This window comes from Paenarthrobacter nicotinovorans, from assembly GCF_021919345.1.
Lineage (GTDB): Bacteria > Actinomycetota > Actinomycetes > Actinomycetales > Micrococcaceae > Arthrobacter > Arthrobacter nicotinovorans.
Map to the genome: position 1 here is coordinate 920,724 of NZ_CP089293.1, position 16,555 is coordinate 937,278.

Here is a 16,555-nt window from a genome sequence, read left to right on the forward strand (position 1 = left end):
CTTATTGCGCTCTGGGAACCTTGCGCAGTACGACGGCGGCCATCACTGCTGCTCCTGCCATCAGTACCAGCCCAATCGCCGCGGTGATGTGGACGCCGGAGTTGAAGGCTATCCGGGCGGCGGTGGTCAGTGCCTCCGACAACTGGGCGGGGAGCCCGGATGCCGCGTCAACCGCACCTGCCAGAGTCTCCCCGGACTTCCTCGCCGCCTCTGTGGGCACACCGTCGGGAATGACGAGGTTGTGCTGGTAGGACGCGGTGAGGATTGAACCGAGCACGGCTGTTCCCAGGAGGGAACCGAGTTCGTAACCGGTCTCGGAGATGGCCGAGGCCGCCCCTGATTTGTCTGCCGGCACGGACGCCAGGATGAGGTCGTTGGAGATGGTCTCCGCTGCACCCACGCCGACGGCCAGGACCGTCAGGGCTGACAGGAGGAACACCGGTCCGCTGCCGTGGTCACCCACGACGGCCACCAGGTAGCCTATGGCGCTCAGTGTCAGTCCGCCGGCCACCACGAAGCCGGGCCGTACTTTCTTGACCAGCGGTACTACGAGCAGGCCGGCGATGACGGTGGCCAGGAGGGCCGGGATCATGGCGATGCCGGCTTCCATGGGGGACTGCCCTTCGACCAGCTGCAGGTGCTGGGCAAAGAAGTAGATGAACCCCGTCATGGAAAACAGGGATAGCACGTTGGCCACGATGGCCGTGCTAAAGACCTTGTTCTTGAACAGGGAAACATCCAGCATGGGGCTTTCGATCCTTTGCTGGCGGCGGACGAACAGAATGCCCATCACCAGGCCAAAGCCCATGAAAGCAGCAGCTGACGCACCGAAGCCGTGGACCGCGAATTCCTTGATGCCGTAAACGAAGGGCGCCATGGTGACCACGGACAGGACAATGCTGGACACATCCACCCGGCCGGGGTTGGCGTCCTTGGACTCGGGAATGAGTACCCGGCCAAAGGCAAGGAGTGGCAGAAGCAGGAATGCTGCTACCAGGAAGACGGCGCCCCACCAGAAGTGCTCCACCAGCCAGCCGCCGAAGATGGGACCAAGGGCTGCGCCGCCGGAGAATCCGGCAGCCCATACAGCGATCGCGAGCCGACGGCGGTTGGGGTCGGTAAAGATGTTCCTTATCAAGGACAACGTGGATGGCATCAGCATGGCGCCGAAGACGCCGAGTGCAGCGCGTCCGGCAATAAGCCACTCCGCGGACGGAGCGAATGCCGTAGCAGCCGAAACCGCCGCGAAGCCTGTGCTGCCGATCAGAAGCAACCGGCGTCGTCCGATCCGGTCACCAAGGTTGCCCATGGAGACCAGGAGCGCAGCGAGCACCAGCGGGTAGGCGTCAACGATCCACAGGAGCTGTATGCCGCCCACGTCCAGGGAGCGGGCGATTTCCGGCAGGGCAAAAGTGAGCGCGGTGTTATCGACGGCCACCAGCAGCACCGGGAACATCAGCAGTGCCAAGGCCGTCCAGTCGCGCCACGGTGCAGCCGGGCCCGTCAAGGGGGCGGCGGAACGGGGTGCTTGGGTTGAGGACGGCGAGAACATGCCTTTTACTGTACCGTCCAGACGGTATAGTTACAAATTCAACCCCCGCAATTCTTTAGGGAATGATGTACACATGCCACGAAAACCAGTTGCCCGGGACGCCGTCCTGGATGCCTACGAATCCCTCCTGATCGAGGTAGGGGAGCGGGCCGCTACCCTGGATGCCGTCGCCAAGAGGGCCGGTGTCTCCAAGGGCGGGCTGCTGTATCACTTCCCCAACAAGGAAGCCCTGATCAGCGCCTTGCTGGAACGCCTGGACGAGTTGGCGCAGGAGGACATTGAGCAGATGAAGGCCGCGCCGGACGGTTCGGCCGCCTACTTCATCCGGTCCTCCCTCTGGGCCGACACCCCCATGGACAGGGCCTTCGTTGCCGCCACCAGGCTCGCTGAAGTAGCCCATGAGGAAACGCGGCGGCGCTTCGCAGGAATCCAGCAGCAGTGGCTTGATGTCCTGGCCGAAGACGTAGGACCGGAGATCGCCAAGGCCGTCAGCTACATGGGCGACGGCCTTTATTTCAACGCGATGTTCGAGGGCGGGCAGGGGGCCGGCATCGCCGGTCGGGAGGCCGACGTCGAAATCCTGCTGGGGGTCCTGGACCGCCTGCGGAAGTGACTGCTCATCCATTTGCCGCAGGGCCTTGCACGTAGGACAATTAAGCCTTGTGGCGTGCCCAGCGTGGCGCCCACAGACAACTGAACATGCCTTTGATCTGCGGCGGGAGAGTCCTGCAGGCACGTGATGCAGGCGCCGTAGGAGCAAACCCTCCCCAGGAATCTCTCAGGCCCACGCACCGCCGCGGCGAGGCAACTCTGGAAAGCAGCAGGCACTCCACGCCATTGACGTGGGATGCTGTGCTCACCGACGGTGCAAGCGATTCGTTGTGCGGACAACACGCGGAAACTCTCAGGTCCAATACAGAGCGGGGAGGAACCCGAGCCGCTGTGGCGTACCCAAACGCCGCCCAAGTATTGGAGTTCCTTCGTGACGGTTAGTTCTGCCTCCACCACCTTCGTCGATCGGCATATCGGCGCCCGCCGCCAGGCCGACATTGAGACCATGCTCAAGTCCGTTGGCTACGACTCTGTTGACTCGCTGGTCGACACTGCCGTTCCGAACGACATCCGCCAGGACGTCGCCCTCACCTTGCAGAACGCGCTGAGCGAAGTCGAGGTCCTGGCCGAGCTGCGCAAGCTCGCCTCCAAGAACAAGACCGCGGTCCAGATGATCGGCCAGGGCTACTACGACACCATCACGCCGCCGGTCATCCGCCGCAACATCCTTGAGTCCCCGGCCTGGTACACCGCTTACACCCCGTACCAGCCTGAAATTTCGCAGGGCCGCCTTGAAGCACTCCTGAATTTCCAGACCATGGTCCAGGACCTCGTTGGCCTGCCTATCGCCAACGCCTCGCTGCTTGACGAAGCAACCGCCGTGGCCGAGGCCGTCCTCATGATGCGCCGCGCCAACAAGAACAAGGCCGTGCAGGACGGCAAGACTGTGCTCGACGCAGACTGCCTCCCGCAGACCATCGCCATCGTCAAGGGCCGTGCTGAAGCCCTCGGCTTCGAGGTTGAGGTTGCCGATCTTTCAGCCGGCCTTCCGGAAGGTGCCATCAACGGCGTCGTCCTCCAGCAGCCCGGTGTTTCCGGCCGCGTCTTCGACCACTCCGCCGTCATTGCCGAGGCCAAGGAACGCGGCGCACTGGTCACCGTTGCCGCCGACCTCCTTTCCCTGACGCTCATCACCCCTCCGGGTGAGCAGGGCGCTGACATCGCCGTGGGTTCCGCCCAGCGCCTGGGTGTCCCGCTCTTCTTCGGCGGCCCGCACGCGGCCTACATGGCCGTCCAGAAGGGTCTCGAGCGTTCCATGCCGGGCCGTCTGGTGGGCGTTTCCAAGGACGACGCCGGTGTCCCCGCCTACCGTCTGGCCCTGCAGACCCGCGAACAGCACATCCGCCGCGAGAAGGCCACGTCCAACATCTGCACCGCGCAGGCGCTGCTGGCCATCGTCGCTTCGATGTACGCCGTCTACCACGGCCCCGAAGGCCTGAAAGCGATCGCCGAGACCGCCCACAGCCACGCCCGCACGCTCGCAGCGTCCCTGAAGGCTGCCGGCGTCGAGGTCCTCCACGGTTCGTTCTTCGACACCCTCACGGTCCGCGTCCCGGGCAAGGCAGCAGAGATCGTCGCCGCCGCCGAGGCCAAGGGCATCAACCTGCGCGGCATCGATGCCGACACTGTTGGCATCTCCGTTGATGAGACGACTACGTCCGACATCGTCGGCCGCCTGCTCGATGTCTTTGGCGCTTCGGTCACCGATGCCGCCGAGGACTTTGCCCTGGAGGCTTCCGTTGAGCGCACCAGCGCATTCATGCAGCACCCGGTGTTCAACACCCACCGCTCCGAAACCCAGCTCCTGCGCTACATCCGCAAGCTCTCTGACCGCGACCTCGCGCTGGACCGCACCATGATCCCGCTCGGTTCCTGCACCATGAAGCTCAACGCCACTGCCGAGATGGAAGCCATTTCCTGGCCGGAGTTCGCCTCCATCCACCCGTTCGCTCCGGATTCCCAGACCGAGGGCTGGCGTGAGCTCATCAGCGACCTCGAAGCCCAGCTGACCGAAATCACCGGCTACGACCAAGTCTCCATCCAGCCCAACGCCGGTTCCCAGGGCGAGCTCGCAGGCCTGCTGGCCATCCGCGGCTACCACCTGTCCAACGGCGATGACCAGCGCAACGTCTGCCTCATCCCGGCGTCCGCGCACGGCACGAACGCTGCCTCGGCAGTGCTGGCCGGCATGAAGGTCGTGGTGGTGGCCACCGCTCCTGATGGCACCATCGACCACGTTGACCTGAAGGCCAAGATCGAAGCCCACCGCGACGCCCTTTCGGCCATCATGATCACCTACCCGTCCACGCACGGCGTGTACGACGCCGACGTCCGCGAAGTCTGCGATGCCATCCACGAGGCCGGCGGCCAGGTTTACATCGACGGCGCCAACCTCAACGCACTTGTGGGATTGGCCCAGCCGGGCAAGTTCGGCGGCGACGTCTCGCACCTGAACCTGCACAAGACCTTCTGCATCCCGCACGGCGGCGGCGGACCGGGCGTTGGCCCGGTTGCTGCCAAGGCACACCTGGCGCCGTTCATGCCCGGTGACGCGGCATCCTGGACCGAAGGCAACGATGTCCCGATTTCGGCATCCCGCTTCGGTTCGGCCGGTGTCCTCCCGATCTCCTGGGCGTACGTGAAGCTCATGGGTGGCCAGGGCCTGACCGAAGCCACCAAGTCCGCGCTGCTGGCTGCGAACTACATCGCATCGCGCCTCAACGAGCACTTCCCGGTGCTCTACACGGGTGAAGGCGGACTCGTGGCCCACGAGTGCATCCTGGACCTGCGTGAACTGACCGCGAAGACCGGCGTCACGGCCGAGGATGTGGCCAAGCGTCTCATCGACTTCGGCTTCCACGCCCCCACCCTGGCCTTCCCGGTTGCGGGTACCTTGATGGTGGAGCCCACCGAGTCCGAGGACCTCGTGGAGATTGACCGCTTCATCGAAGCCATGATCACCATCCGCAAGGAAATCGACCAGGTGGCCCACGGCGACTTCTCCGTGCAGGATTCCCCGCTTCGCCGGGCGCCCCACACGGCTGCCGCCGTCGTAACTTCTGATTGGGACCGCGCGTACCCGCGCGAGCAGGCCGCCTTCCCGGTCCACCACCTCAAGCAGGACAAGTACTTCCCGCCCGTTGGCCGCATTGACGGTGCCGCGGGCGACCGCAACCTGGTCTGCTCCTGCCCACCGATCGAAGACTTCGAAAACTAAGGACTCGTCATGACTGAGAACTACACAGCCCTTTACGAAGAACACAAGAAACTTGGCGCGTCGTTCACCGACTTCGGTGGCTGGCAGATGCCGCTCAAGTACTCCTCCGAGTTGGCCGAGCACCACGCAGTCCGCAAGTCCGCAGGCCTGTTCGACCTCTCCCACATGGGCGAAGTCTGGGTCACCGGCCCCGAAGCCGCAGCCTTCCTGGACTACGCCCTGGTGGGCAAGATCTCGGCCATGGCGGACGGCAAGGCCAAGTACTCGCTGATCTGCCAGGAAGACGGCGGCATCATCGACGACCTCATTACCTATCGCCGTGGTGCCGACAAGTTCCTGGTGGTGCCGAACGCCGGCAACGCCAAGGTTGTGGCTGACGCTTTGCTTGAACGCGCCGCCGGTTTCGACGTCGTGGTTGACGACGCCTCCGCCGAGACGTCCCTGATTGCCGTGCAGGGTCCGCTCGCCGAAGCCATCCTGCTGCGCCTGGTTCCGGCCGACCAGCACGCGCTGGTCACCGGGCTCAAGTACTACGCCGCAGTTGAGGTGACCTTCCTGGTGGCAGGCAGCGGCCAGGACCTTCTCCTTGCACGCACCGGCTACACGGGCGAGGACGGTTTCGAGATCTTCGTACCCAACGAATCCGCTGCCGCGCTGTGGCAGGCAATTGCCGCCGTCGCCGAAGAAGGAGAACTGGTTCCGGCCGGCCTTGCCTCCCGCGATTCCCTGCGCCTGGAAGCCGGCATGCCGCTCTACGGCAACGAGCTCTCCCGTGAAGGCAACCCCTTCGCTGCAGGGCTCGGAGCCGTGGTGGCGCTGTCCAAGGAAGGTGACTTCGTTGGCAAGGACGCACTGGCTGCGTTGAAGGCCGACGGTGCCGGTTCCACCACGGGACGCAAGCTCGTGGGCCTCAAGGGCCTGGGGCGTCGCGCCGGACGCGGCCACTACCCGGTCCTCAAGGACGGCGCGGTAGTCGGCGAAGTGACCTCCGGCCAGCCCAGTCCGACCCTCGGGTACCCGGTAGCGTTGGCATATGTCGACGTCGAACACACCGAGCTTGGAACCGCGCTGGACATTGACCTGCGTGGCAAGAGCGAGCCGTTCGAAGTCGTCGCACTGCCTTTCTACAAGCGCCAAAAGTAGCGAGTTTTTGTACAGCTAATGACCCCATAGCCCAGCTATAAAGGCATTAGCTGTACAAAATCTCCACGTTTTTCATTTCGACCACGTAAAGGAAACAGAATGCCCAAAGTAGCGCCCGAACTTCAGTACTCCGACGAGCACGAGTGGGTCTCCCGCGGCGAGGGGAACTCGGTGTCCGTCGGGATCTCCGAGGTTGCCACCGACGCACTGGGTGACATTGTGTACGTTGACCTGCCCGAGGTCGGTTCGACTGTGACCGCAGGCGCGACCTGTGGCGAAGTTGAATCCACCAAGTCCGTCTCCGACCTGTACTCGCCCGTCACCGGCGAGGTCACGGAAATCAACGACGCCGTTGTTTCGGACCCGGCCCTGATCAACAACGACCCCTACGGCGCCGGCTGGCTCTTCAAGGTCGCTGCTGAGTCCGACGGCCCGCTGCTCTCGGCAGAGGAATACGCCTCCAAGAACGGCGGCGACCTCTCCTAAGGTCCGCGCTCCGGCACGGAACGAGCGTGCAGGGCGTAGCGTTTGTAGTAACTGAATAATTTGCGACGCCGGGTTGCCGCCTTTGGGGGCCATCCGGCGTCGTGCTTCGGTCGTCTTCCGCCACAAGCGGGGGAGGCCATCCGGCAGGACCATCTGCCGGACCGTTTCAAGCTGTATAAAAGGGATCCCGGCTATGGCTGTTGGTGTTTTCGATCTGTTCTCTGTGGGCATTGGTCCGTCGAGTTCCCATACTGTGGGGCCGATGCGGGCCGCCGCTGTGTTCGCTGGTGAGTTGAAGGACGCTGGTGTCCTGGACTCGGTGGCGTCGTTGCGGGTTGATTTGTATGGTTCGTTGGCGGCGACGGGTCGTGGTCACGGAACCATGACGGCGACGTTGCTGGGCTTGGAGGGCTACCACCCTGAATTGATCCTTCCCGAGGAAGTGGAGGAGCGGCTCGCGACGATCGCTGAGAGCGGTGTGCTGAACCTTGCGGGGGCATCCGGCGGGGGTGTGGAGTTGCCGTATGCGGTGGAGGATATGGTGTTGCATCCGTTGACGGTGTTGCCGCGGCATACGAACGGGATGAAGTTCGCCGTGGCTGATGCTGAGGGAAACACTGTGCATGAGGCGACGTTCTTTTCGGTTGGTGGTGGGTTCATTGTCCGTGAGGGTGAGGAGGACGCTGCGCGGCAGGAGTTGGAGGAGTCGAAGAAGGAGTTGCCGTTGCCGTTCAGGACGGCGGCGGAGTTGTTGGGCAGGTGTGCGTCCAAGGGGTTGGGGATTTCGGACATCATGTTCATCAATGAGCGGGCGTCCCGGTCTGAGGAGGAGATCCGGGAGGGTCTTTTGCATATCTGGTCGGTGATGGAGGCCTGTGTTGAAACCAGTTTGAAGCGTGAGGGTGTGTTGCCTGGCGGGTTGCGGGTCCGGCGTCGTGCTCCTGATTGGTTGGAGCGGTTGTTGAAGGAGGACAAGGACCGGAACGATCCGAAGTATTGGCAGGAGTGGGTGAACCTGATTGCTTTGGCGGTCAATGAGGAGAACGCTTCTGGTGGGCGGGTGGTGACGGCGCCGACCAATGGTGCTGCGGGGATTATTCCGGCGGTGTTGTATTACGCGTTGAATTACGCTCCGGGCATGGATCAGGCCAGTCAGCAGGACAGGGATGATGTGGTGGTGAAGTTCCTGCTCGCTGCTGGTGCGGTGGGTGTGTTGTATAAGGAGCAGGCGTCGATTTCGGGTGCTGAGGTGGGGTGTCAGGGTGAGGTTGGTTCGGCGTCGTCGATGGCTGCTGCGGGGTTGGCTGAGGTGATGGGTGGTTCTCCGGGTCAGGTGGAGAACGCTGCGGAGATCGCGATGGAGCATAATCTGGGGTTGACGTGTGATCCGATCGGGGGGTTGGTGCAGATTCCGTGTATTGAGCGGAACGCGATCGCGGCGGCGAAGGCGATCAACGCGGCGAAGATGGCGTTGTGGGGGGACGGGACGCACCGGGTTTCCCTGGACGAGGTGATCGTGACGATGCGTGAGACGGGCAAGGACATGTCCGATAAGTACAAGGAAACCGCGATGGGTGGCCTCGCCGTCAACGTCGTCGAATGCTGAGTCTTTTTACTGTCAGTGCGTAGTGCCATGCTGTATCCATGAGCGGGGGATACGACAGGGATTTTTTGCGGGCACGCCTTGAACTGCCCAGTCCGTCGGCAACGACGATACTGCTGGACTACACCCACTTCTCCGTGCGTTTCCGGGCCGCCCGGAAGCTCGCGGCGATCGTGGGGGTCAACATCAGCGGTGCAGAACTGAACCCGTTGGCGCGGGAAGGAACCTGGCACTTCGATGACAGGATCCCCCGGGAACAGCAGGCGGGTCCGGACGTCTACAAGAACAACGCCTTCGATCGCGGCCACTTGGTGCGCCGGCTGGATCCCGTCTGGGGGGACGCCGCCACTGCCAAGAAGGCCAACCAGGAGACGTTCTCATTCACCAATGCGGCGCCGCAAGTGGACGATTTCAACCAAGGCAAGGAACTCTGGGTGGGCTTGGAGGACCATGTCCTGGGGCACGCCGATGCCCATGACGCCAAGATCAGCGTCTTCACGGGGCCGGTCCTGCTTGAGGATGATCAGCCCTACCGTGGTGTCCGGATCCCTCGAAAGTTCTGGAAGATTGCGGCATGGACCAACGATGCCAAGCTGGCCGCCGTCGGGTTCGTTCTGGACCAGTCACCACTGCTCGGGAAGGTGGAACTGAAGAGGGCCATTGATCAACGGCTTCTGGAAGGCGAACCTCCGCCCCTGGGTCCCTTCCGGACCTTCCAGGTCCCTATCGGGGAGATCGCCGACCTAACCGGGCTGAGCCTCAGCCGCCTCGCGAACGCCGACCGTCTTGGCAGTGGCCAGCGTGAACTGGGGAAGCAGCCGAAAGCCATCGAACTGGAGAGCATGGAGCAGATCAGGCTCTAGGCTCGCCCACTTGGTGGAACGGGGTCACAGCTTGGCCATGATCAGATCCAGGTAGGCGCCCTTCGCCAGATCCGCAGGGCTGATTCCCAGGGCTTCCATGAGTTGATGGGCCTGTTCGGTGGCCTCTTCGGGTCCGAACACTCCACCCACGGCCACTTCCAGCTCGAGGAAGTCACCGAGCCCGTCCACGGAGTCCAGATGGATCCTGGCCTCTCCCACCTGGACCACGGCACGGTGCTTGCGAACGCGCCCAAGTTCCCCGTAAGCGTCGGCCAGGACCTGACGCAGACCATCCGGATCGGACGTTGTTGAATGAACATAGTAGGAAGACTTCGGACCGGGTTCGTCTGCCCTGCGGTAGAAGATCAGCACTCCGTGGCCATCGCCGGTCACGCGCAGCTTGAGCCGGCCGCCCGGACACTCAAAGAAAGTATCGTCCTGCGAGCTGTGCCCGGGTTCCGAGCCACCCAGGGAAAGCACGGTGGGCAGCAGACGTTCGATGCTGTCTACATGCGCTTTGATTTCGATGTTCGTTGGCATGGATTTCCCCGGATCAGCTGTGGACGATGTACGCAGTGGAACGAGTGGATGGTGGCTTCCAAGCCTAGCGAACCCCTTGCCGGGCTTGTGCTGAGCGTTTCGTTTGCCCGGTCCGCCCGGGAATCAGCCCGATTTTTCTCGGCCCGATAGACTTGGGGCTGCATGTCCGCATGCGCACGATGCTTTTGAACACTGCACCAAAACCCTGAGATTGGACACGGCCACCTTGCGAGAATTTACCGCCCGCTTTGCCACTGCCGAGGAAATCGATAATTGGGACAAGCACGTCACTGCCAACCCGAACGGTGGCAACATGCTGCAGTCGGACGCCTATGCGGCAGTCAAGGACGGCAATGGGTGGCTTGTCCGCCGGCTCGTCATCGAGACCGCTGACTACGCCAGCTACAACCTCCTGCTGGAGAAGAAGTTCCCCGTCCTGGGACGGCTCTGGTACCTGATCAAGGGTCCGGACGCCGGGTCCGTTGACGACATCAAGCCCATGCTGGACGCCGTCGCTTCCTTGGCGCGGGAACAGAAGATGAACGTCTTCACCATCAAGATAGAGCCCGACGTCGTGGAGTCGCCTGAGGTAGCCGCTCACCTGAAGGCCAGTGGCCTGGTCAAGGCCCCGAATATCCAGTCCAACGACTCCACCGCGCTGCTGGACATCTCAGCGCCTGCCAATGAAGTGCTTCGGAGCATTTCCTCCCGGGCCCGCAACGCAGTCCGCCGTGCAGAGCGCGAGGGCTGCGTTGTCCGGCAGGAAGAGGCCGGCGAGGAAAGCTACCGCAAGCTCTACGCCCTCATGCAGAACACCGTGAACGCCAAGGGCGCCATGCCTCTGCGGAGCTATGAGTACTATGCCGCGTTCTGGGGTGCATTCTGCAGTCGTGGACAGGGACAGTTCTTCTTCGTGTACGAGGACGATGCCCCGAGCGTAGGCGCGTTTGTGATCAATTACGGTTCCAAAGCCACCTACAAGGATGGCGGGTCGACGCAGGACCGCAAACAGTATGGCGACTCGCACCTGGTCCAGTGGGCTGCCATTCAGCGCATGCAGGAACTTGGCTGCGTCGAGTATGACTTCTGCGGCACCCCTCCAGGAGCCCGGATCAAGGACAAGACCCACCCGCTGTATGGCCTGGGATCGTTCAAGACAAGCTTCACCAAGACGGTCACGGACTTCGTGGGCTGCTACGACCTCGTGCTGGGTCCGGTCCGTTACAAGCTGTGGCTCAAAGGGGCCGAGCGGGTGTTCCGTCGACTTGAAACCATGCGCACCGGAGGCCAGTTCTACTGACCGGCAGCAAAAGCCAACAAGCCAGCGAAAAGGCCCGCCCCGGCCACCAACGGGCGCAAATCTAACTTAGGCGAGGTAATTTCTTTGACTCCGATCGAGGCTGGAACCGACATGGAATTCGTGATTCTCAGCGACGCTGATTTCGAGACGTTTGCCAAGGGACACCCGCAGGGGAGCTTCATCCAGTCCATGGACCTGACGCGTTTCCAGCGCGCCCGCGGACAGGAAGTCGAGCTCTTCGGCGTGACCCGGGGCGGGAGCCTTATCGCAGCAGGAAAGCTCGTGTACACGTCCAACCGTTTTGGCTACAAGACAGCCGACTGCGCTAAGGGACCACTGATGGACTACAGCGACCCGGCAGTGGTTCGCTTCGTCGTCGGGCAGTTGAAGAAGCACGCGGCCTCGAAGAAGGCCGCAGAGCTACGGATATCACCCAACCTCCGGTACATCGCGCGCGATGAGGACGGCGCGGAGCACCCGGAAGTCGAGGACAACCGTCCATTGCTCAAGGAACTGGAAGGCCTTGGCTTCCAGCACCAGGGCTTCGACATGAACTTCGCCAACATCAACTGGATGTTCATCAAGCAGCTCGACGGCATCGCCGATTCCGAAGAGCTCATCATGGGTATGAACTACCGCACCCGCAAGGCCATCAGGAAAGCGGAGAAGAACGGCGTGTACCTGGAACAGGCCACGCTGGAAACGCTGGATGACTTCTACAGCGCGCTGAGCACTGCCGGCGACGAGAAGGGCTTCACGTACCGCGAACGCGAGTACTACGAGCAACTCCTCAGGAACACCTCCGATGAGTTCACCAAGCTCATGATGGCCAAGATCAACATCCCCGAGTACCGGGCCTCCATTACCGAACGCCTGGAAGCTGAATCCGCTACCCTTGCTGACCTCAAGCGGGAGGTTGAGGAAACCGGCAGCAAGAAGAAAGCCAACCGCGTCAAAGTGGTCCAGGATCTCGTGGACAGCTACGAGCGAAGCCTGAAGGACATCGAGCGCTTCCCGGACTCCGTGGGCGTGGCTACCGTAGCTGCCATCCACTTTGCGTGTTCAGGTGACGAACTCACGTGCGTCATCGGCGGCACCGTGCAGGACTACATCTACTTCAACGGCGCAACGTCCCTTTACTGGGGCATGATGTTACACGCGCTGAACAACGGCTACTCCCGCTACAACTTCTACGGGACTTTCGGCATCCAGGGCCAGGACGAAACCGGGCACGGTGGCTATGAATTCAAAAAGGGATTCGGTGGCGAGGTAGTCCAGCTGCTGGGTGACTTCGTTGCTCCGGTCAGTCCCTTGAAGTACACGGCGTACCGTGTGGCCAGGAAGCTCGCAGGGGCCGCCCAGACAGTTCTGGGACGATTGCCGCTGGGCAAATTGCCGGTAGTACGAAACCTGCGGGGTAACCGCTGATCAAACAGCCAAGGGAGGATCGCCGCGTGACTGAACGCCCCGATGGGTCCGCCAGCCGGCCCCAGACCGACGGGTTGCCAAAGACCCAGCCGTTGCGCCCGTCGCAGGTCCGGCAGAACGTCAACGCCAAACGCATGCTGATGCGCCTGGTGCAGGGCGATAGTCCGCCTACCGCTCCCATGAACATCGTGGACCGGCTCGCCGGGAGTCCTTACGCCAATCCCACCATCCAGGTGGTTGGCGTGGACGCCTCGGCCCGCAAGACCATCGACTTCGCGCTCCATTTGGCCGAAGTGATGTTCCGTTACGGTGCGGGTGCGTTGGAAGTAGAGACGAGCATGATCGCTGTCACGGCCGCGCTCGGACTGAAGAACGTGGAAGTGGACATCACCAACCAGTCGGTGGCCATCAACTACGCTCCCAAGGACCAGACCCCCATCACCCTGCTGAGGGTGGTGCGCTCCTGGACCAACAACTACGCCGGATTGGCTCAGGTCCATCAACTGGTCACCGACATCGTGGCCGGGGGAGTTGGCCGTGACGAAGCCGTTCGCCGGCTGAACGGCATCATCCGCAGTGCCAAACCCTTCCCCCGGTGGATGGTGACGATCGCCTTCGGTATCTTCGCCGCAGTCTTTGTGGGTGTGTTGGGTGGCGGCATTGGTGCCTCGGCGGTGGCTTTCGGTTCCAACATCCTCATCAGCCTGCTGTCCCGCCAGCTTGTTAGATGGCGGACGGCGGACTTCTTCAACACCATGGCCTGCGCCTTCCTGGTTACGTTCGTTGCCCTGATGCTCCGTTGGGCGGGGGTGGAGATCGCCCCATCCATTGTGGTGGCCGGTGGAATCCTGCTGCTCCTTCCCACGGGCCGGCTGGTGTCCTCGGTGCAGGATGCCATCAACGGCTTCCCGGTTACTGCCGCAGGCCGGTTCCTCTCCACGCTGCTGACCTTTGGCGCGATCGTGGCGGGCATTGGCGTGGCCGTGGTGGTCGGGACACTGATGGGCAGTGCCGTCCTCGACGTCACCCAGACGTTCCCCGACGCGTACCCGCTGTGGGGCCAGGCCATCCTGATCGCCGTCGCCGTGGTGGCAATCGGCGTGACGGAACAGACCCAGATGCGGTTGTTGATTCCGACGGCGGCAGTCGGGTTGGTAGGTTTCTTCGTTTTGTGGGGGGTCGGCCAGGCCGGCCTGGGGGACCGTTTGTCTCCAGCCGTTGCGGCCGTGGCCATTGGCCTCCTGGCCCGTGTGGTGGCGTTGAAGCTGGGTGCCCCGCAGCTGGTGGTGGCTGTTCCGGCCGCGCTCATCCTGCTGCCGGGGCTCACCATTTTCCGGTCAATGTATGCCTTGACCGTGGAAGGCGGCAACATCCTGCTGGGTGCGGGCGGAATGCTGAATGCAGGCGCGATCGTACTCGGGGTAGCCGCTGGAATCGTGCTCGGCGACAACCTCGCCAGGCCGCTGACCAAGGGTCTTTCCAGCAACGAACGCCGCCGGGTGCGCCGGCGCTAGGCCGCCTCCCCCTCTCGAGTTTTTGTACAGATGTTGCCCCTAAAAGGCCTTTTTAGGGGCAATATCTGTACAAAAAGTCGGCTAGATCTGGCCGACGGGAAGCTTCTTCTCAGCTTGGAACACTTCTTCCACGCGGCCCTGCGCCCAGTACCCGGACAACGAAACCTGCGAACGCTCCAGGCCGCGCTGGACGAAGAAGATCTCCCTGAGGCCCTTCATGTACCCCCGCTCGCCGTGCGCGAAGACGTCGACGCGTCCCGGCAGCCATTCGGTGCTGCGCAGGGCGTCCAGGAGCAGGGGGCTGGAGCCGGCCGGCGTGCCCTTGCGCAGCAGCCAGTGCAGTTCGACGCCGTGGGGCGCTGCGAGGGGAAGAATGTCGGCTTCGCTGTCCACCTCGAGGTAGGCGGTTCCCCGGGCGTCGGCGTCCAGGGCCTCAATGCATGCGGCGATCGCAGGGATCGCTGCGTCATCTCCGGCAAACAGGTACCAGTCGGCGTCGGGGGATGGGTTGTAGCCGCCGCCCGGACCAGTGAAAATCAGCGAATCCCCGGGCCCGGCCTTGGCCGCCCAAGGACCTGCAAGGCCTTCATCCCCGTGCACCACGAAGTCGATGGCCAGTTCCTGTGCCTCCAGGTCCACCCAGCGGATGGTGTAGGTCCGGGTATGCGGCCACTGTTCGCGTGGCATGGTCTCGCGGATGGCCCACAAGTCCAGGGGCTGCTCGTAGTCGAAGCCGTCCTGCGGGAAGACGATCTTGACGTAGCGGTCCACGTAGTCGTTGTTGACGTAGTCGTTGAACCCCGGACCGCCGGCCACGATCCGCACCATGTGGGGTGAAAGGCGCTCGTTCCGCAAGACGGTCAGGTTGACCTGCGGACGGCTTTTGCGTGTGGCGGACGAGGTGACGGGGAGAGCAGTCATATAGGTAAGCCTAAGCTAATGGACTGGGCCCCGGCCGGGTATGAGTCGAAGGTTACAAACCCTCCCTCACGTTCCGCGTGCTTGGGCCGCACGCTTCCTCACGTTCCGCGTGCTTGGGCCAAACGCTTCCTCACGTCCTACAGGACCGGGAGTTCCCAGTCGACAGGTTTCGCGCCTTGTTCGACCAACAATGCGTTGGTCCTGCTGAAGGGTTTGGAACCGAAGAAGCCCCGGGACGCCGAGAGCGGGCTTGGATGGACGGAGACCACCGACGGCGCCCCCTCCAGCAGCGGCACGACACTTTCGGCGTCTTTGCCCCACAGGATTGCGACCAGCGGCTTCTGCCGTCCCGCACCGTCCGTCCGCAGTGCAACGGCGGTGACTGCCGCCGTCGTGATGGCCTCCCATCCTTTCCCCCGGTGGGCGCCGGCATTGCGGGCCTCGACGGTGAGGACGCGGTTCAAGAGGAGGACGCCTTGCTCCGTCCATGCGCTGAGATCGCCATGGACGCGGGGTGGGAGGCCGAGGTCGTCATGAAGCTCTCGGTAAATGTTGGCAAGGCTGCGGGGGATGGGCCGTGTTTCGCGCGAGACGGAGAAGGAAAGTCCCACGGCGTGTCCCGGTGTCGGATAGGGATCCTGGCCCAGGAGGAGGACTTTGACGTCGGACAAGGGTTGCTGGAACGCCCGGAGGATGTTCCCGGAGGCGGGGAGGATCTGTTTGCCGTCGTTGGCACGCCGGGCGGCAAAGGACAGGGCATCGCGCAGTTGGCCTTCGACCGGACGCAGGGCATCGGCCCAGTCGGGAGCCATCAGCTCCTCAATCGGACGGTCAAGCAGCGCAGCCAAGCCCGCGTCCTCCGGGCCCGCAGGTTCAAGATCAAAGAGAGCATCCTCGCCAGTCACCCGGCCATTGTCTCCCGCGTGGCGGAGGTCGGGCGAATGACAGTGATGTTATTCGCCCGTAACATGGGGGTAGGACATTTTCCCCAACAAGCGTCGAAGGAGTGTGCCGTGGCAGAACCAGCACCGGAACCAATGGCGCCGCAGGCCGACGGGTTGGCCTTGGAAGATCTCACGGCCGGTACCCGAAGCGACTCCCCGTTGAGTGAGCGTGATCAGCAGATGTTGGCGCTGGAACGGCAGTGGTGGAAGTATGCCGGCGCGAAAGAACAGGCTATCCGGGAGCTCTTCGACCTCTCTGCCACCCACTATTACCAGATCCTGAATGCACTGATCGACACCGAGGACGCGCTGGCCCACGACCCCATGCTCGTCAAGAGATTGCGTAGACTACGTACGTCCCGCCAACGCGCGCGGACAGCGCGGCGCTTGGGGTCGGACGCGTAAATCGCCAGGCTGATCTGTCAGCAGCAA

Annotated in this window: 14 protein-coding genes and 1 riboswitch; of the genes, 10 read left to right on the plus strand and 4 right to left on the minus strand. The window is 63.0% G+C overall.

Features of this window, described 5'->3' with window-relative positions:
- Window position 1 precedes the first annotated feature (1 nt).
- On the minus strand, window positions 2-1,552 hold the full coding sequence (locus tag JMY29_RS04455) for an MFS transporter (protein WP_189076064.1): 1,551 nt from the start codon (window positions 1,550-1,552) through the stop codon (window positions 2-4).
- Window positions 1,553-1,625: 73 nt separating this feature from the next.
- Here JMY29_RS04455 and JMY29_RS04460 point away from each other — a divergent pair, with 73 nt between their 5' ends.
- From JMY29_RS04460 to JMY29_RS04485, 6 genes are all read left to right on the plus strand, one after another.
- Window positions 1,626-2,165 carry a TetR/AcrR family transcriptional regulator gene (locus JMY29_RS04460; protein WP_189076063.1) on the plus strand — a complete coding sequence of 180 codons (540 nt, stop codon included), beginning with the start codon at window positions 1,626-1,628 and terminating at the stop codon, window positions 2,163-2,165.
- Window positions 2,166-2,258: 93 nt separating this feature from the next.
- Window positions 2,259-2,356: riboswitch (glycine riboswitch) on the plus strand.
- A gap of 178 nt (window positions 2,357-2,534) precedes the next feature.
- Entirely contained in the window at window positions 2,535-5,381 is a 2,847-nt protein-coding gene (gcvP, locus tag JMY29_RS04465; RefSeq protein ID WP_189076062.1) for an aminomethyl-transferring glycine dehydrogenase, read from the plus strand.
- A gap of 9 nt (window positions 5,382-5,390) precedes the next feature.
- On the plus strand, window positions 5,391-6,524 hold the full coding sequence (gene gcvT / locus JMY29_RS04470; protein WP_189076061.1) for a glycine cleavage system aminomethyltransferase GcvT: 1,134 nt from the start codon (window positions 5,391-5,393) through the stop codon (window positions 6,522-6,524).
- Window positions 6,525-6,623: 99 nt separating this feature from the next.
- The gene (gcvH, locus tag JMY29_RS04475; protein ID WP_018780132.1) at window positions 6,624-7,010 is read left to right on the plus strand and encodes a glycine cleavage system protein GcvH; all 387 of its coding nucleotides are present in this window, start codon (window positions 6,624-6,626) and stop codon (window positions 7,008-7,010) included.
- 193 nt (window positions 7,011-7,203) lie between these two features.
- Window positions 7,204-8,616 (plus strand): L-serine ammonia-lyase, encoded by a 1,413-nt coding sequence (locus tag JMY29_RS04480; protein ID WP_110505696.1) that lies wholly within the window; start codon window positions 7,204-7,206, stop codon window positions 8,614-8,616.
- Between the two features lie 38 nt (window positions 8,617-8,654).
- On the plus strand, window positions 8,655-9,476 hold the full coding sequence (locus tag JMY29_RS04485) for a DNA/RNA non-specific endonuclease (protein ID WP_189076060.1): 822 nt from the start codon (window positions 8,655-8,657) through the stop codon (window positions 9,474-9,476).
- 24 nt (window positions 9,477-9,500) lie between these two features.
- Here JMY29_RS04485 and JMY29_RS04490 read toward each other — a convergent pair whose 3' ends face one another.
- Entirely contained in the window at window positions 9,501-10,016 is a 516-nt protein-coding gene (locus JMY29_RS04490) for a class IV adenylate cyclase (protein WP_189076059.1), read from the minus strand.
- Between the two features lie 211 nt (window positions 10,017-10,227).
- Between JMY29_RS04490 and JMY29_RS04495 the strand changes: the two genes are divergently transcribed.
- The 3 genes from JMY29_RS04495 to JMY29_RS04505 all read left to right on the plus strand — a co-directional run bounded on the left by JMY29_RS04495 (window position 10,228) and on the right by JMY29_RS04505 (window position 14,258).
- Window positions 10,228-11,316, plus strand: coding sequence for a lipid II:glycine glycyltransferase FemX (locus JMY29_RS04495; RefSeq protein WP_189076058.1), 1,089 nt, complete (start codon window positions 10,228-10,230; stop codon window positions 11,314-11,316).
- 111 nt (window positions 11,317-11,427) lie between these two features.
- Entirely contained in the window at window positions 11,428-12,744 is a 1,317-nt protein-coding gene (locus tag JMY29_RS04500) for a peptidoglycan bridge formation glycyltransferase FemA/FemB family protein (RefSeq protein ID WP_018779550.1), read from the plus strand.
- A 26-nt stretch (window positions 12,745-12,770) separates the two neighbouring features.
- Window positions 12,771-14,258: a threonine/serine exporter family protein gene (locus JMY29_RS04505; RefSeq protein ID WP_018779551.1), complete on the plus strand. Its 1,488-nt coding sequence runs from the start codon at window positions 12,771-12,773 to the stop codon at window positions 14,256-14,258.
- 81 nt (window positions 14,259-14,339) lie between these two features.
- Here JMY29_RS04505 and JMY29_RS04510 read toward each other — a convergent pair whose 3' ends face one another.
- Both JMY29_RS04510 and JMY29_RS04515 read right to left on the minus strand, forming a co-directional pair.
- The gene (locus JMY29_RS04510) at window positions 14,340-15,179 is read right to left on the minus strand and encodes a siderophore-interacting protein (RefSeq protein ID WP_189076057.1); all 840 of its coding nucleotides are present in this window, start codon (window positions 15,177-15,179) and stop codon (window positions 14,340-14,342) included.
- A 137-nt stretch (window positions 15,180-15,316) separates the two neighbouring features.
- Window positions 15,317-16,084 (minus strand): uracil-DNA glycosylase, encoded by a 768-nt coding sequence (locus JMY29_RS04515; protein WP_189076056.1) that lies wholly within the window; start codon window positions 16,082-16,084, stop codon window positions 15,317-15,319.
- A 108-nt stretch (window positions 16,085-16,192) separates the two neighbouring features.
- Between JMY29_RS04515 and JMY29_RS04520 the strand changes: the two genes are divergently transcribed.
- Window positions 16,193-16,528, plus strand: coding sequence for a DUF3263 domain-containing protein (locus JMY29_RS04520; protein WP_039240001.1), 336 nt, complete (start codon window positions 16,193-16,195; stop codon window positions 16,526-16,528).
- Window positions 16,529-16,555 lie beyond the last annotated feature (27 nt).

Bases quoted from the DNA above. Each gene is read 5' to 3' on its own strand.
- JMY29_RS04485 (WP_189076060.1), top strand. From the start codon at position 8,655: ATGAGCGGGGGATACGACAGGGATTTTTTGCGGGCACGCCTTGAACTG.
- JMY29_RS04510 (WP_189076057.1), bottom strand. From the start codon at position 15,179: ATGACTGCTCTCCCCGTCACCTCGTCCGCCACACGCAAAAGCCGTCCG.
- JMY29_RS04480 (WP_110505696.1), top strand. From the start codon at position 7,204: ATGGCTGTTGGTGTTTTCGATCTGTTCTCTGTGGGCATTGGTCCGTCG.
- gcvT (WP_189076061.1), top strand. From the start codon at position 5,391: ATGACTGAGAACTACACAGCCCTTTACGAAGAACACAAGAAACTTGGC.
- JMY29_RS04460 (WP_189076063.1), top strand. From the start codon at position 1,626: ATGCCACGAAAACCAGTTGCCCGGGACGCCGTCCTGGATGCCTACGAA.
- JMY29_RS04490 (WP_189076059.1), bottom strand. From the start codon at position 10,016: ATGCCAACGAACATCGAAATCAAAGCGCATGTAGACAGCATCGAACGT.
- gcvH (WP_018780132.1), top strand. From the start codon at position 6,624: ATGCCCAAAGTAGCGCCCGAACTTCAGTACTCCGACGAGCACGAGTGG.
- JMY29_RS04455 (WP_189076064.1), bottom strand. From the start codon at position 1,552: ATGTTCTCGCCGTCCTCAACCCAAGCACCCCGTTCCGCCGCCCCCTTG.
- JMY29_RS04500 (WP_018779550.1), top strand. From the start codon at position 11,428: ATGGAATTCGTGATTCTCAGCGACGCTGATTTCGAGACGTTTGCCAAG.